At 59.2% G+C, this 12,935-nt stretch carries 13 protein-coding genes; 10 read left to right on the forward strand and 3 right to left on the reverse strand.

Annotated features, from left to right (window positions below; translation table 11 throughout):
* Positions 1 to 11 precede the first annotated feature (11 nt).
* Positions 12 to 848 (forward strand): Bro-N domain-containing protein, encoded by an 837-nt coding sequence (locus tag HZ994_04145; protein ID QTN31549.1) that lies wholly within the window; start codon positions 12 to 14, stop codon positions 846 to 848.
* Between the two features lie 254 nt (positions 849 to 1,102).
* On the opposite strand, the gene HZ994_04150 is transcribed toward HZ994_04145, so the two are convergent.
* On the reverse strand, positions 1,103 to 1,882 hold the full coding sequence (locus HZ994_04150) for a hypothetical protein (GenBank protein ID QTN31550.1): 780 nt from the start codon (positions 1,880 to 1,882) through the stop codon (positions 1,103 to 1,105).
* A 138-nt stretch (positions 1,883 to 2,020) separates the two neighbouring features.
* On the opposite strand from HZ994_04150, the gene HZ994_04155 reads away from it, so the two are divergent.
* The 4 genes from HZ994_04155 (at position 2,021) to HZ994_04170 (ending at position 6,606) form a co-directional block, all read left to right on the forward strand.
* Positions 2,021 to 3,088 (forward strand): substrate-binding domain-containing protein, encoded by a 1,068-nt coding sequence (locus tag HZ994_04155; GenBank protein QTN31551.1) that lies wholly within the window; start codon positions 2,021 to 2,023, stop codon positions 3,086 to 3,088.
* A 337-nt stretch (positions 3,089 to 3,425) separates the two neighbouring features.
* Positions 3,426 to 5,774: a hypothetical protein gene (locus HZ994_04160; protein QTN31552.1), complete on the forward strand. Its 2,349-nt coding sequence runs from the start codon at positions 3,426 to 3,428 to the stop codon at positions 5,772 to 5,774.
* A 100-nt stretch (positions 5,775 to 5,874) separates the two neighbouring features.
* Positions 5,875 to 6,357 carry a GNAT family N-acetyltransferase gene (locus tag HZ994_04165; protein QTN31553.1) on the forward strand — a complete coding sequence of 161 codons (483 nt, stop codon included), beginning with the start codon at positions 5,875 to 5,877 and terminating at the stop codon, positions 6,355 to 6,357.
* 90 nt (positions 6,358 to 6,447) lie between these two features.
* A complete protein-coding gene (locus HZ994_04170; protein QTN34313.1) occupies positions 6,448 to 6,606 on the forward strand; it encodes a hypothetical protein in 159 nt (52 codons plus the stop codon).
* Between the two features lie 71 nt (positions 6,607 to 6,677).
* Here the strand turns inward: HZ994_04170 and HZ994_04175 are convergent, their stop codons facing one another.
* Positions 6,678 to 7,211 carry a hypothetical protein gene (locus HZ994_04175; GenBank protein QTN31554.1) on the reverse strand — a complete coding sequence of 178 codons (534 nt, stop codon included), beginning with the start codon at positions 7,209 to 7,211 and terminating at the stop codon, positions 6,678 to 6,680.
* A gap of 116 nt (positions 7,212 to 7,327) precedes the next feature.
* Between HZ994_04175 and HZ994_04180 the strand changes: the two genes are divergently transcribed.
* Positions 7,328 to 8,965, forward strand: a complete 1,638-nt coding sequence (locus HZ994_04180) for a hypothetical protein (GenBank protein ID QTN31555.1) — start codon at positions 7,328 to 7,330, stop codon at positions 8,963 to 8,965.
* Positions 8,966 to 9,056: 91 nt separating this feature from the next.
* On the opposite strand, the gene HZ994_04185 is transcribed toward HZ994_04180, so the two are convergent.
* Positions 9,057 to 9,374, reverse strand: coding sequence for a winged helix-turn-helix transcriptional regulator (locus HZ994_04185; GenBank protein ID QTN34314.1), 318 nt, complete (start codon positions 9,372 to 9,374; stop codon positions 9,057 to 9,059).
* Positions 9,375 to 9,432: 58 nt separating this feature from the next.
* Between HZ994_04185 and HZ994_04190 the strand changes: the two genes are divergently transcribed.
* The 4 genes from HZ994_04190 to HZ994_04205 all read left to right on the forward strand — a co-directional run bounded on the left by HZ994_04190 (position 9,433) and on the right by HZ994_04205 (position 12,898).
* Positions 9,433 to 10,230 carry a DUF3365 domain-containing protein gene (locus tag HZ994_04190; GenBank protein QTN31556.1) on the forward strand — a complete coding sequence of 266 codons (798 nt, stop codon included), beginning with the start codon at positions 9,433 to 9,435 and terminating at the stop codon, positions 10,228 to 10,230.
* An 18-nt stretch (positions 10,231 to 10,248) separates the two neighbouring features.
* Positions 10,249 to 11,856 (forward strand): FAD-dependent oxidoreductase, encoded by a 1,608-nt coding sequence (locus tag HZ994_04195; GenBank protein ID QTN31557.1) that lies wholly within the window; start codon positions 10,249 to 10,251, stop codon positions 11,854 to 11,856.
* Positions 11,857 to 11,861: 5 nt separating this feature from the next.
* Positions 11,862 to 12,101, forward strand: coding sequence for a cbb3-type cytochrome oxidase assembly protein CcoS (ccoS, locus tag HZ994_04200; protein ID QTN31558.1), 240 nt, complete (start codon positions 11,862 to 11,864; stop codon positions 12,099 to 12,101).
* 218 nt (positions 12,102 to 12,319) lie between these two features.
* Positions 12,320 to 12,898 carry an ATP-binding protein gene (locus HZ994_04205; protein ID QTN31559.1) on the forward strand — a complete coding sequence of 193 codons (579 nt, stop codon included), beginning with the start codon at positions 12,320 to 12,322 and terminating at the stop codon, positions 12,896 to 12,898.
* Positions 12,899 to 12,935: the final 37 nt, after the last annotated feature.

A 12,935-nucleotide genomic window follows, 5' to 3' on the forward strand; every position in this document is an offset into this window, starting at 1 on the left:
CACCGAATATCATGTCTCAAATCTCACTCTTCGAGGAAAAGCAAGTCCGCCGCGCCTGGAATGCGGAGCAGGAGAAATGGCTGTTCGCCATTGTCGATGTCGTAGCCATTCTGAGCAACAGCTCCAACCCACAAACCTACTGGCGCGTTATGAAAAAGCGCCTCTTGGATGAGGGAAATGAAACCGTTACAGATTGTAACGGTTTGAAAATGACCGCCGCCGACGGCAAACAGCGCATGACCGATGTCGCCGATACCGAACAGCTTCTGCGCCTCATCCAGTCCATCCCATCCCCCAAAGCCGAACCCTTCAAGCGCTGGCTCGCCAAAGTCGGATACGAGCGCCTTGAGGAAATCGAGAACCCTGAACTCGCCGCCAAGCGCACACGCGAAATCTACGAATTAAAGGGTTACTCGGAAGAATGGATCGAAAAACGCCTGCGCGGCATCGCCGTCCGCGACGAACTCACCGACGAATGGAAAAAGCGCGGCGTCAAACAAGGCAAGGAATTCGCCATCCTCACGGCCGAAATCAGCAAAGCCACCTTCGGCATGACCCCATCCGAGTACAAAGAGTTCAAGGCGCTTTCCAACCCCAAGGAAAACCTCCGCGACCACATGACCGACCTCGAACTCATCTTCACCATGCTCGGCGAGGCATCCACCACCGAGATCGCCAAGAAACGCAATGCCCTTGGATTCCCGGAAAACAAAAAGGCTGCGGAAGACGGCGGTTCCGTCGCCGGCAAAGCCCGCAAAGACCTCGAAAAGCAAAGCGGCAAGCGCATTTCCACACGAGAGAACTTCAAGGAACCACCCGAATCCCGAAATCGAATCCCCAAAAGCTGAAATAGCCCGCATCCTTCAGACCTCGAGGGAAAGCAGGACATCACCGGCAACGAGATCCTCGAGGCTATCCAATTCCGCTCCCTCGACCGGCGGCTGTTCGAGTGATTTCACCTGTTCCAGAGACCTCGCCAGATCCCGCTTGAATGTTGAGATTAGCGATTCGCTTCATTTTTCATAAAGTCTTTCAATCCGATCGGCCGCAATTGCGTGGCTGACCCGGACAAAAGGCCGAAGCTTTTGCAAAACGCTGCGTGTTATCTGCGACGGCGCACAAACATGAAGCCGAAAGCCAAGCCGAGAAGTGTCGCTGACGAGGTCTCGGGAATAACGTTGCCGTCGCTTAGCGAAAAGCTGGTGATTGTGCCGGGACACTGCTCCCCCGAGAGGGCAAAGCCGACCGAGTTGATGGAGGCCTGGCTAACAACATCCTCGGTGCCCTTGATGACCGTGTAGGAGGAAGCCGTCGCATCCTTGGCATACCATGTGGCTGTCCATGTGGTAGCCGTGGTATCCAGGACAATGCGCATGTCGATCGTTCCGGTCACGCTGATCGTGTTATCTTCAACGTGATTGACACTGGTTCCATCTTGCCAGGCTGCACCACCGCCACCTTCACTCATCAACATCCAGACCCGCCCCAGTGGCGTACTGCCGGTAACGAAACGAGCTTGGAAATTGGTGGCGGTGCTTTGGCCGCTCGCAAAACCCATGGCGAGCCAGCCGGTCGTGGAGGTGACATCCATCCGCGAGTCGAGTGTGTAAACCTTACCTGAGCTTGGCGTGTAGAGCAGGGTCGCACTGGCTCCCGCTGTGCCGCTCGCTGCCAGGAACGAACCATCGGCATTAAAGTTCGATGCAGAAACCCAAGCGGCTGCACCGGTGGTGGTGTCGGGTGACTCGCCGTTCAAGCCGTCTGCTCCGGTGTCGGGGTTACCCGTGAAATCGTCCTGAAAAATCACGGCGGCTTGCAGGGAGGAACAAGCCATTAGGATTCCCAGGGATAAGAAAGGGGCGATGGTATGGTCGGATTTCATGATGTTGATTGGTTTTTGATTTCTCGGAGGGGTCGCCTGGTGACATCGGGCGATTACTGCCAAACTAGTTCCTCCGTAAAATGATCCACAAGGGGATTTCCCTTGCCTAGCTGTTGGTTTTTCCGACAGGTTTTGGCCATGTCCGAATGCAATTTCACCTCGCGTGCCGATCAGGTTGTTGAGCGGCTGCGCGAGGGCATGCTGGACGGCAGCTGGCGTGGCAGCCTGCCGGGACGGAGCCGGCTGGCGGGACGATTCGGGGTCAGTCACTCGACCGTCGAGGAGGCGATGCGGCGCCTGGCCAAGGAAGGCTGGTTGGTTTCCGATGGCCCCGGGCGGCGGCGGCGCATCGTCCTACCCAGTGGCGCGGCAAGGGCACGCACCTTGAGGATCAGGATCCTGCTCTACGAGCGAAAGGACATCGGCGCGCGCGAGGAGCTCGAAGTGCTGGCTGAACTTGACCGGGCCGGCTTCGCTGTCGGCTTCGCCCAGAAATCACTCCACGACCTAGGGATGGATCCGGGGCGGGTCGCCCGTTTTGTCGCGAAAACCCAAGCCGATGCGTGGATCGTCTGTGCGGGGAGCAGCGAGGTGCTGGAGTGGTTCAGCCGGCAACCCGTGCCGGCCTTCGCGCTGTTCGGAGTGAAGTCCGGGTTGCCGATCGCCGGAAGCAGCGCTTGGAGAGACCCTACTGTGGTGGTGCGGCGTCTGGTCGAACTGGGTCATCGCCGCATCGTTATGCTGACGCGGGAAGAACGCCTGGTTCCGAAGCCCGCGCTTTATGAACAGGGCTTTCTTGACGCCCTGGAAGCCCATGGCATCGTCACCGGTCCCTACCATCTGCCCTGCTGGGGCAGCACCCCTGAGGAACTGCATCGCTACCTCGACCCGCTCTTCAAGCACACGCCACCAACCGCTTTCATGATCAGCGAGCCACCACTATTCATTGCGGTTCGCGATCACCTCGCGCAGCGGGGCATCATCGCACCGCGCGATGTGTCCTTGGTCTGCGAGGAAGCGGACGCCGCCCTGTCGTGGTGCGATCCGGAGGTCGCTTGTTTTGAGTGGGACTTCGCGCCGATCCGGCGGCGGATCCTGCGCTGGGCCAAGCTCGTGGCGCAGGGCAAGGACGACCGTCGCCAGACCTTTTCCATAGCGCGGTTCATCGAGGGCGGCACGATCGGACCGGTGCCAGCGGGCAGATGACCTATTGTGATCGCTTCCGCCAACCTGACAAACGGGGGACGGGTGAAATTACGCCCAAGAATCCTTTCGACTCTCCGGCTTTCAGGATTGCCCCGGCGTTCGACTTTTTCTTCGACGTTTCTCCTGCAAACAAACTCCTGCCCTTGTGGTTTCTGCAGGTGTCCAAAGGGATGGTTTCACGGCTCCGTCCGGCAGATCGAGAACCACCGCCAGCTGTTCGATTGGAATGAAAACCGGCACCCACGACAGGGCATGTCACAAATCTTCCTGTTTGTGAAAATGAGAGAGAAGAAAGACAGTCCCTCTGGTCACCGTTCAAGAACCAGCGCTTCGGATCATGAAAACCATACCCACCAAGCATCTCCTCTCCAGCCGCCTGCTTCTGGCTGCCATCTCCAGCCTGCTCCTGACCGGCGCCCACGCCAGGACATGGACCAGTTCCGACGGAGCCAAGACCTTCGAGGGCGAACTCAAGTCCTACGACCCCAGGATCGGATTGGTCACGGTGGCCTTGTCCAACGGCACGAGCATGCATTTCGAGCAGGACAAGCTGGCCGCTGCGGATATCGCCTACCTCAAGGAATACCTTGAGGAAAAACGCACCATAGGGGTGCCGACATCGGTGCCCACCCCGGCGGGCGCATCGGATCCCAAGGATCTCCCGGATGTCTGGCCTCCCGCGGACGAGAGTCCCTATAAGGGCAAGAGACTAAAGTCCGGCTTTGCGTCCGATTTGAAATCACTCAAGGAGGAAATCTCCCGCGCGCTGCCCAAGGTCGGCGACAGTGCGGTGGCGGATCTTGAAAATGCGGCGAAAGTGCTCGCCGAAGCATCGGCCACGGCGGATGCCGCGCAAAAGGGTCTCGGCCAGATCGCAGCCGCGAAAGGCTTGATCGACCACGCGAATGGCAAGTGGATCGGCGGCGCGAAGAAGGATATCGCAGCGGCTCAGGCGAACCTGAAGAATGCCAAAACCGCGGCGGAAAAGAAAGCCGCCGAAAACCAACTCGAGGCCGCCGAGAAAAACCTCGCCGCGGGCGAGGCCGCCCTCAAGGAGCGCACGGCTCTCTATGAAAAAGCCAAGGCCGACGAGCCATCCCTCAAGAAAGCCCACGAAAAGGCCCAAGCCGAACTGGCCAAGGCCAAGGCCGACGAGACCGCCGCCGCCAAAAGCCTCATGGGATCGATGGGTTCCTTCCTCGACAACGACACGCTCGACGGGAAACTCGCCAAGGCCTTCGTTCTCACCGCAGCCACCCCGGATGGGCTCGCCGATTTCGCCGAGCAAAGCGCCGACAACGCCGAGGCGGTCGGGCAGCTGCTGGCCGACGAGGCCTTGATGAAGGAGATGATGGAGGCCGGTGGCGCCCGCTTCGGAAAGTTCGGCGAGGCGATGAAAATTTTCACCGTCATCCGGAAGGTCAGCCCGCAGGCGAAGGACGGGGTTTTGCGCCGCCTCGCGCTGGCCACCAGCCTTGAGCACGCCAACCCGGTCACCCAGAAAAACAGCCCCAACGTGAAGGACCAATCCTCCCACATCCACCCGGTGAAGCGTTATCTGCATTTCGAAAAAGCCTTCCTGGGCGGCGAACTGGATCCCGCTTTCAAAAGTCTCACCACATGGGAGATGCGCTTTGTCGCCAACGCCGAGGACCCCGACGAAATCCTCGCATGGGGGCGTGAAATGCTCCGCACCTACCGCCCGGACCACATATACGGCGCGGACTACGGCTGGCGCTATGTTTCCAGCGTGAAGAGCGAGGTGCCCTACGGTTCGCAGAACGTGCAGTATGACGACCCCCAGAATCACCATATGCAGAACATCATCCGCAACGGCGGGGTCTGCGGACGCCGCGCGTTCTTCGGGCGTTTCATCCTGCGTTCCTTCGGGATCCCGACATGGGGAGTGACGCAGAAAGCCCACGCCGCCCTCAGCCACTGGACGCCGAAAGGCTGGGTGGTCAATCTCGGCGCCGGTTTCCCCCACAGTTGGTGGGACAAGGACGATGTGCCTCTCAGCGGATCCGAGTTCCAGCTGGAGACCCAGGCGCGCGCCCACAAGGAGGACTATATGAAAATCGTGCGCGCGGAAATGGTCAGCCGCATTCTCGGCGAGCCGGCCTACAGCGAACGCCGCAAGGTCGATGGCGGGTTCTGGAGCCGTGTCGCGCTTTACCAGTCCCGCACCCTCGCCGCAAACGCCGCCGACCTCGGCGCGCTCGGTGAGGAGCTCGCCGAAGCCAACGAGAAGGAGCAGAAAATCCAATCGGAGGCGGCCGCCAAGGCAGATCGTGAAATCCGCGAGGAAGGCGGCATCGTCACCATCCCGTCCGTCGCCCACGAAACGACATCCGGAAAATCGGCCTCGATGCGCTCGTTCTCCGGCGGCATGCAGATCCACGCCTTCGGTGGTTTCAAAACCGAGTACAAGGTCAAAGCACCTAGATCAGGGAATTACCTGCTGACAGCGAAGGTCGCCACCGCCCAGACCGGCCAGAAATTCCTCTTCGCCGTGAATGACGAAAGTCCTGTGGAACAACCCGTGCCCTACACCATAGGCCTCTGGCAAACCACAGAGCCGATCCCGGTCACCCTGAAAAGCGGATCGAACACCCTCCAGTTCGAAATCGCCCAGGGCAGCCGCGGCGTCACGATCAAGGAATTCATCCTCACCCCGGCGGAGTGAACAAGACCATCTCCTATCTCGTGGAATCCTCTCAATCGGCAACAGGCGGGAACTTGTAGTTTGAAGGGCGTGAGGAGCGCCGATCATGATGGATGCTTGTATGACGGAATGGATCACGTTTTTGGAGATGGTGGAGCGGCCGGTGAATTTTCCGACGGTGCCTGAGGATTTCCAGATCGCCCTCGCGGAAAAAAATGGGCGGATCAACCTGGACTGGTATCGAAGGGTGGGCGCGCGGTGGGCTTGGACGGATCGCCTGAAGTGGTCGGAGGAGGAGTGGCGCGGGTATGTGGAATCGGAGAATCTGGAGACATGGATCGCGAGTTTCCAGGGGCAGGATTGCGGGTATTTCGAGCTCTCGAGACAGGACGAGGGAGTCCGGATCGCGCTGTTGGGATTGGCTCCGGAATCCATCGGAAAGGGTCTGGGCGGGTCTTTGCTATCGAAGGCTTTGGAGCGCGCATGGACGGAGGGAATCGGACGGGTGTTTCTCGACACCTGCTCGAAAGATCATCCCAACGCATTGCCGACTTATCTTCGGAACGGCTTCCGGATCATCCGGACGGAATACGGGAGCCGATGAGCTCCATGCCGGTGTCTGCGAAAATGGAGCCCAGACCCGTGCGGGTTTTACGGAGACGGGTAGAGGCAGTGCCGCTGCTCCGTCCGGCAAATCGAGAACTACCGCCAGAAAATCAGCGGATCCCTGCCCGACCGAATTCTCAGGGTCTCCCGCACCTCGACCGACCTCGCCGGAAAGGAAAACATCACCGGTAACGAAGTGCTTGAGGCGATCCAGTTCCGCTCGCTCGACCGGCAGCTCTTCGAGTGACAAGTAACTGCTCCCAGATCACGCATCACATTTCTATGGCTACCTCATCAAGCCACAGGAGGGTCACTGCATCATTTCGGTGCCTGCTTTGAAGGTTCGGATTCGGCCGCCTTTTTTCCCTCATCGAACTTGAGCTGTGTGGTGTCCGGGTGCTCGCGCTCGACGGACGGGAAGCCTTCCTTGGCAAAAGAGGTCACGATGTTCGCATGGTTCTGGGCAATCTTGATGGCACGCGGGGTTTTGCCCGTCACCGTGACTTCGAGACCGTTCTCAACCGGGGTGATCTTTGCATCAAGATCCTCGTAGTGCTCCACCATCTCGGCGTAAGCCGGATCCCAACGCCGCACCATTGCGCCGGAATCGAGCCGCTTTTTCATGTAGGCGACATGGGCGTGAAGCTTTTCCACTAGCTCCTTGTTCTCTGTGGTGGTGACCGCGCTGTATCCCGTCTCCGTCATGGTGACTTTTCTCGACAACTCAGCGTGGTGCTCCGCCATGTAGTGGATGATGTCGCGCTGCTCTTCGGGAAGTGGGCCGCGGAAGGATTCTGCGCGAGAAGAGGCCGTGCTGGCGAGAAGGACGGGAATCAGGAGTAGGGCTTTCATTGTTGAAACGGTCGGTTGGTTTGGCATGACGACAAATATATTCTTCTATCGCGATATTTGCAATTGATGGGATGAGGAATTTTTGGGACGGTCTATCCATTCCTAGGAACTCCAGCATGAAAGCAATCACGATCAAGACTTCAACGCTCTCGCTGTTCGTGCTTGGCGCTCTTCCTTCAGCAGCTCAACACCAGACAGCTGAACTCACTTTGCCCTATGCCGAGGGCACCCTGCCATATTCCCTGGAGATTCGGGAGATTTCCTTGGCTCCGGCGGTTCTGCCGAACATTCACTCGGTGGCAGCGGCCTCATGGGAGGGGGAGTGGATTCTCATGGCGGGGCGAACCAACGGATTGCACGGCATGACGGGAATGAATGCTTTCGACCCGGTGTACGAGAACCGGGAGGTCTGGGTCATCAACCCAACGACCAGGCAATCGTGGCACAAGTCGCTCGAAACTTCCGGCGCCAGTGGTTTGTCTGCGGATCAGGTCGATAGCCTTTCCTCGACCAATACCCAATACCACCAACAGGGGGAAACGCTCGTGATCGCGGGCGGCTATGGCTACAGGCGATCGGTATCAGACCACCGAACCTATGACACTCTGTCGGCGGTCAACCTGCCGGGAATCGTCGCTTGGGTGAAAGAAGCCGCAGGTGCCGAGACTTCCATGGCCAGCGCCCACATCAGGCAGATTTCCGATCCCTATTTCCAGGTCACCGGCGGAGCCTTGGAAAAGCTGGGCACCGAATTCCAACTGGTCTTCGGGCAAAAATACGCCGGGCGCTATCGTCCGAATTTCAATGGTGTCTACACGCGGCAGGTTCGTCGTTTTGAAATGGGCCTGGATGCCTCCGGAAATCCTGTTGTCCCCGCAGCCTCCAAGATGGCAACTCCGGCCGATGACGCCTATCGCCGCCGGGATCTCAATGTGGTGCCGATCGTCAGGCGAACCGGCCTCGGGGAATTTGAGGAGGCCGCCATGGTGCTCTCGGGTGTCTTCACCCCGGAAAACGGGGTCTGGACCCTGCCCGTCCTGATCGGGCAAGGGGGGAGCGTCTCGATGCAAGACCCGGGTGACCAGGCCTCGCTAAAGCAGGCCTTCCAGATCTACCATTGCGCCAAGACCACCCTTTACCAGCGAGCCAACGATGAGTGCCATATGATCCTTTTCGGCGGCCTGACAATTCTAGAGCGGGAACTCGTCGGCGGCTCCTTCGTAAGGGACGACCAAGCCCCGTTCACCAACCAATGCTCGGCCGTCGTCCGCTCGTCCGACGGTTCGCTGCGGCAATACTGGCTTCACACGCGATTCCCCCTGGTCGAAAGCAATGGCAAAGAGCTCCGCTTTGGAACCAATGCCGAATTCTTTCCGAAAGAGGGTCTCCGGACGCTCGCCCCGAAGGTTCTCGACCTCACCGTGATGAACCAGCCTCTCGTAATCGGACACATTTTCGGCGGTATCGTAGCGGATGCCGGAAACGGCGGGAACACAGGGGCATCGGGTCGTGTTTTCGAAGTCGTCCTCACGCCAAACGTTCCGGAAACGGCACTAAGCATCAGGCTCGGGCCGGGTGAGTTGACCTGGGGGCCGCTTCCCGTCGGGACGTCCATACTGGTCGAGGAGTCAGCCGATCTTATCGGGTGGCGGGAGCTTGCCACCGGCCTAACGGCAGGGGTCTATGGATTCGATGAGACAAAGGCCGCGCAGAAGTTCTTCCGCATATATCCAGCGACGGAGGCCACCCCATAAGTCGGTTGATCGGATTTCCTGGTTGCCCCGGAGGCTATCGGAGGGCGATTGCCAAGAAGCCGCTGCCGGAACCCAAAACCTTCCTTGTCCGTTATATCGAATAGTCGATCTCTCCGCGGCTCTTTTGATCGGTATTCAGTTTCCCACAAACCAGTCTGCAGAGTGTGAAAACCATTTCGTCCTTCAACGAATAAAACACCTTCACGCCATCTTTCCGGCGCGAGACAAGTCCCGCGTCGAACATCAGCTTGAGATGTTTCGAAACACTCGCCTGCCCCTGTCCGCTTGCCTCAACAAGCTCACCTACGGTTTTTTCCCCGGATTTCAGCTCCTGAAGCAGCGAAAGGCGACCCTCCTCACCCAGAACACGGAACATCCCGGCGACTTTCTCCAATGCCGCTGCTCCCATCTTTGATTTTCCACTGGACTTCGTGCTCATCTATTCTTACTTCGGAATCTATTCATTTATGTCTCTACAAAATTCTATCGTCACCCAACCACCTGTCGCAAGCAGACTTTCAGAGAAGCGCGGAAGCAACCCGAAATTTCTCTTTCTTGCCACCTTTCACCCGCAAATCAACACAGGCTCCCACGAGCTGCTGGATGTCAGCATCGATGTCGATTTCGCGGAGCATCACGTCCCGGGATTCCACCACACCAGACTGAGCCTCTTCACCTCTCTTCTTTCCGCCTGTCTGCTCCCATTCACCTCGGGCTGCAGCTCTGATAATGACACTACCAACACAGCAGAACTGCCGCCGGAGCAGGTCGAGACAGCCGGGCGCATTGGCTCGGACGCCTCGCTCACCCTCAAGAAAAATCTTGGAGCACAGCTCAAAGCCGCCCTCCAATCCGGCAGCCCGGAGACCGCACTTCACGTCTGCCAGAAAATCGCCCAGCCACTAACCACGCAAACCAGCCAAGAGTTCCCAGAGGCAATCGTCTCCCGCACCGCACTACGAGTGCGCAATCCTGCCAACGCCCCCACCGATCAAGACCGCGCAGTCCTCCTCGAATGGGAAAATCTCCTCGCTTCAGGAAAAGATCTCCCTCCATCGAAACTCATCCACAACGGCCGCACTCAAATCATCTACTACCAACCCATTCTCACCGAAGCAATCTGCCTCAAGTGCCACGGCTCCCCCTCGGAATTTTCCTCCGCGCTGTCGGAAAAAATCATCGATCTCTATCCCAACGACCAGGCAATCAACTTCTCCGAAGGCGACCTCCGCGGTGCGTTCCGTGTCACCGTCACACTCGATTAATCCATTTCCACGCATCCTATGAAAATCCTCATCATCGGAGGCGTCGCCGGTGGCGCATCCGCCGCCGCCCGCGCCCGCCGCCTCTCCGAATCCGCAGAAATCACCATCATCGAGCGCGGCCCGGACGTTTCCTTCGCCAACTGCGGCCTGCCTTACCACATAGGCGGGGAAATCCAAGACCGCTCGGATCTCGCGATCCAGACCCCCGAGTCCCTCTCGCAACTCCTCAATCTCACGGTGCTCACCCGCACCGAAGCGCTCTCCATCGACCGCCCCTCAAAAAGCGTTCTCGTCCGCGATCTCTCGACGGGCACCGAGACGAAACTGCCCTACGACAAGCTCGTTCTCGCCCCCGGAGCTTCGCCCATCGTCCCGGATCTCCTCGGTATTGATCTCCCGCGCGTCCACTCCCTGCGCACCCTGCAGGATATGGATCGGATCGAGGACGATCTGAAATCCGCGAAGTCCGTGCTCATTCTAGGAGGCGGTTTCATCGGGCTGGAAATGGCGGAACAGATCCATCGCCTGGGCAAGCAAACGATCCTCGCGGAGCGCTTTCCGCAAGTGCTCCCGCCCCTCGATCCCGAGCTTTCCCACGATCTCGCGAAAGCGCTTTTCACAAATGGAATCGAGCTGCACCTCAGCGAGAATCTCATCTCCATCGAGCCAGGTCTGACGGCCTCCTTTTCCAGCGGCCTCCGCGTGGAAACGGATCTCATCATCCTCTCCGTCGGTGTCCGTCCGGAAAGCTCCCTCGCCAAGGACGCCGGCCTCACCCTCGGCCAGCGCGGCCATATCCGCGTCAATGAGTTCCAACAAAGCTCCGACCCCGACATCTACGCGGCCGGAGACGCCGTCGAAACGCGCGATGCCATCCTCGGCACCTACCGCCCGCTTCCTCTTGGCGGCCCCGCGAACCGCCAGGGGCGCACCATCGCAGATCACATTTTCCGCGGAGAAAAAGCCCTGCCATACCCCGGCTCGATCGGCACCGCCATCGTCCGCGTCTTTGACCAGATCGCCGCCGTCACCGGGCATGGCGAGGCGTTTCTCAAAAGCCAGGACATCCCCTACGAAACCGTCACGATCAACGCATCCTCCCACGCGGATTACTTCCCCGGCTCGGAAACCATCAAGCTCAAGCTCCTTTGGTCCCCGGAAGACGGCCGCGTTCTCGGCGCACAGGCCGTGGGCAAGGACGGCGTGGACAAGCGCATCGACATCATCGCGACCGCCATACGCGCCCGGATGACCATCGACGACCTCTGCCACCTGGAACTCTGCTACGCGCCGCCTTTCGGCTCCGCCAAAGACCCGGTCAACATCGCCGGATTCGCCGCCTGCAATCTCCGCGACGGCCTGCTGAAGCCCGCCTACGGCCTGCCGGAAGAATCCGCCCAGATCATCGACGTCCGCCCTGCCGCGAAATCGGCAACCCAGCCCGTGCCCGGAGCGAAAAACATACCCCTCGCCCAGCTCCGCAGCCGCCTTTCCGAGATCGATTCTTCGCAATCGGTCTTCACCATTTGCCAGATGGGAAAGACGTCCTACTTTGCTGCGCGCATCCTCCAGCAGAACGGTTTTGATGCCCACTCCATCATCGGAGGCGCGCACCTCAATCTCTGATCACAATGCTCACCGCCATCATCATCGTCATGGTCATCATGATCCTCGGCAGCCTCGGGACGATCTTCGCCTTCTCATGGGCTGCGAACAACCGCCAGTTCGAGGATCTGGAACATGCCGCCGAGACGATTTTCGATGCCAACGAACCCAACGGAGAGCCAACCGATCCATCCATTTTCTACTCGACGGTGAAATCATCGGGCAAACCAACTTCCGCGAGGAATCCCGCGAGGGCGCTACCCTAGCAATCGACCAACTCCTCGCCTTCACCCTTGCCTACAATTTCATCGGCATCGCATTCGCCGCCTCCGGACTCCTTCACCCGGTCATCGCCGCCATCCTCATGCTCGCATCCAGCATCACCGTCCTGGCCACTGCCAACCAATCACTTGGTGCATTGGCCAAAGAAGGAAATGAGTGAGGAAATCGAAGTGGTGAAACTCATCATTTCCCCGCCCGCTTCATGATCGTCACGGCGATGAACCTACACCCGTGCGGTTTTTACGGGGACTCGAAAAGGCAGTGCCGCTGCTCCGTCCGGCAGATCGAAAACCATCGCCAGAAAATCATCGGCCCGCTGCTGGATCGCATAGACATCCAGGTCGAGGTGCCGCTCGTCGATTTCCTCGAACTCACCTCCGATGCCGTCACCGGTGAATCATCGGCAGTGATCCGCGAGAGATTCGCCGCCGCGCGCCACATCAAGGTGCAGCGTTTCAAATCCGCGAAACTCACCACCAACGCAGCGATGGGCGCGAAACAGGATCGCGAATGCTGCCAGCTCGACGCCGAATCACGCGGCTACCTCGAACACGCCATGGAGCAGATGAACTTCTCCGCCCGCGACCGCATACTAAAAGTTTCCCGAACCCTCACCGATCTCGCGGGGAAGCAATACATCACCGGCAACGAGGTGTTCGAAGCGATCCGGTTCCGGTCACCCGATAGACAGGGCAACCAGGGCACGCTGCACGATGGTGCGGGTCTCTCTTTTCGGACGGAGGGGCGCTGGATTGGATCGAGGCCGGGCGCGGTGAGGTGACCCGCCATGCCGGGACCGATGCAGGCCATGGCCGTGC

Source organism: Akkermansiaceae bacterium, assembly GCA_017798145.1.
Classification (GTDB): Bacteria; Verrucomicrobiota; Verrucomicrobiia; order Verrucomicrobiales; family Akkermansiaceae; genus Luteolibacter.

Bases quoted from the DNA above. Each gene is read 5' to 3' on its own strand.
- HZ994_04145 (QTN31549.1), top strand. From the start codon at position 12: ATGTCTCAAATCTCACTCTTCGAGGAAAAGCAAGTCCGCCGCGCCTGG.
- ccoS (QTN31558.1), top strand. From the start codon at position 11,862: ATGCTCACCGCCATCATCATCGTCATGGTCATCATGATCCTCGGCAGC.
- HZ994_04190 (QTN31556.1), top strand. From the start codon at position 9,433: ATGTCTCTACAAAATTCTATCGTCACCCAACCACCTGTCGCAAGCAGA.
- HZ994_04150 (QTN31550.1), bottom strand. From the start codon at position 1,882: ATGAAATCCGACCATACCATCGCCCCTTTCTTATCCCTGGGAATCCTA.
- HZ994_04195 (QTN31557.1), top strand. From the start codon at position 10,249: ATGAAAATCCTCATCATCGGAGGCGTCGCCGGTGGCGCATCCGCCGCC.
- HZ994_04175 (QTN31554.1), bottom strand. From the start codon at position 7,211: ATGAAAGCCCTACTCCTGATTCCCGTCCTTCTCGCCAGCACGGCCTCT.
- HZ994_04155 (QTN31551.1), top strand. From the start codon at position 2,021: ATGTCCGAATGCAATTTCACCTCGCGTGCCGATCAGGTTGTTGAGCGG.
- HZ994_04185 (QTN34314.1), bottom strand. From the start codon at position 9,374: ATGGGAGCAGCGGCATTGGAGAAAGTCGCCGGGATGTTCCGTGTTCTG.
- HZ994_04165 (QTN31553.1), top strand. From the start codon at position 5,875: ATGACGGAATGGATCACGTTTTTGGAGATGGTGGAGCGGCCGGTGAAT.
- HZ994_04205 (QTN31559.1), top strand. From the start codon at position 12,320: ATGATCGTCACGGCGATGAACCTACACCCGTGCGGTTTTTACGGGGAC.
- HZ994_04180 (QTN31555.1), top strand. From the start codon at position 7,328: ATGAAAGCAATCACGATCAAGACTTCAACGCTCTCGCTGTTCGTGCTT.
- HZ994_04160 (QTN31552.1), top strand. From the start codon at position 3,426: ATGAAAACCATACCCACCAAGCATCTCCTCTCCAGCCGCCTGCTTCTG.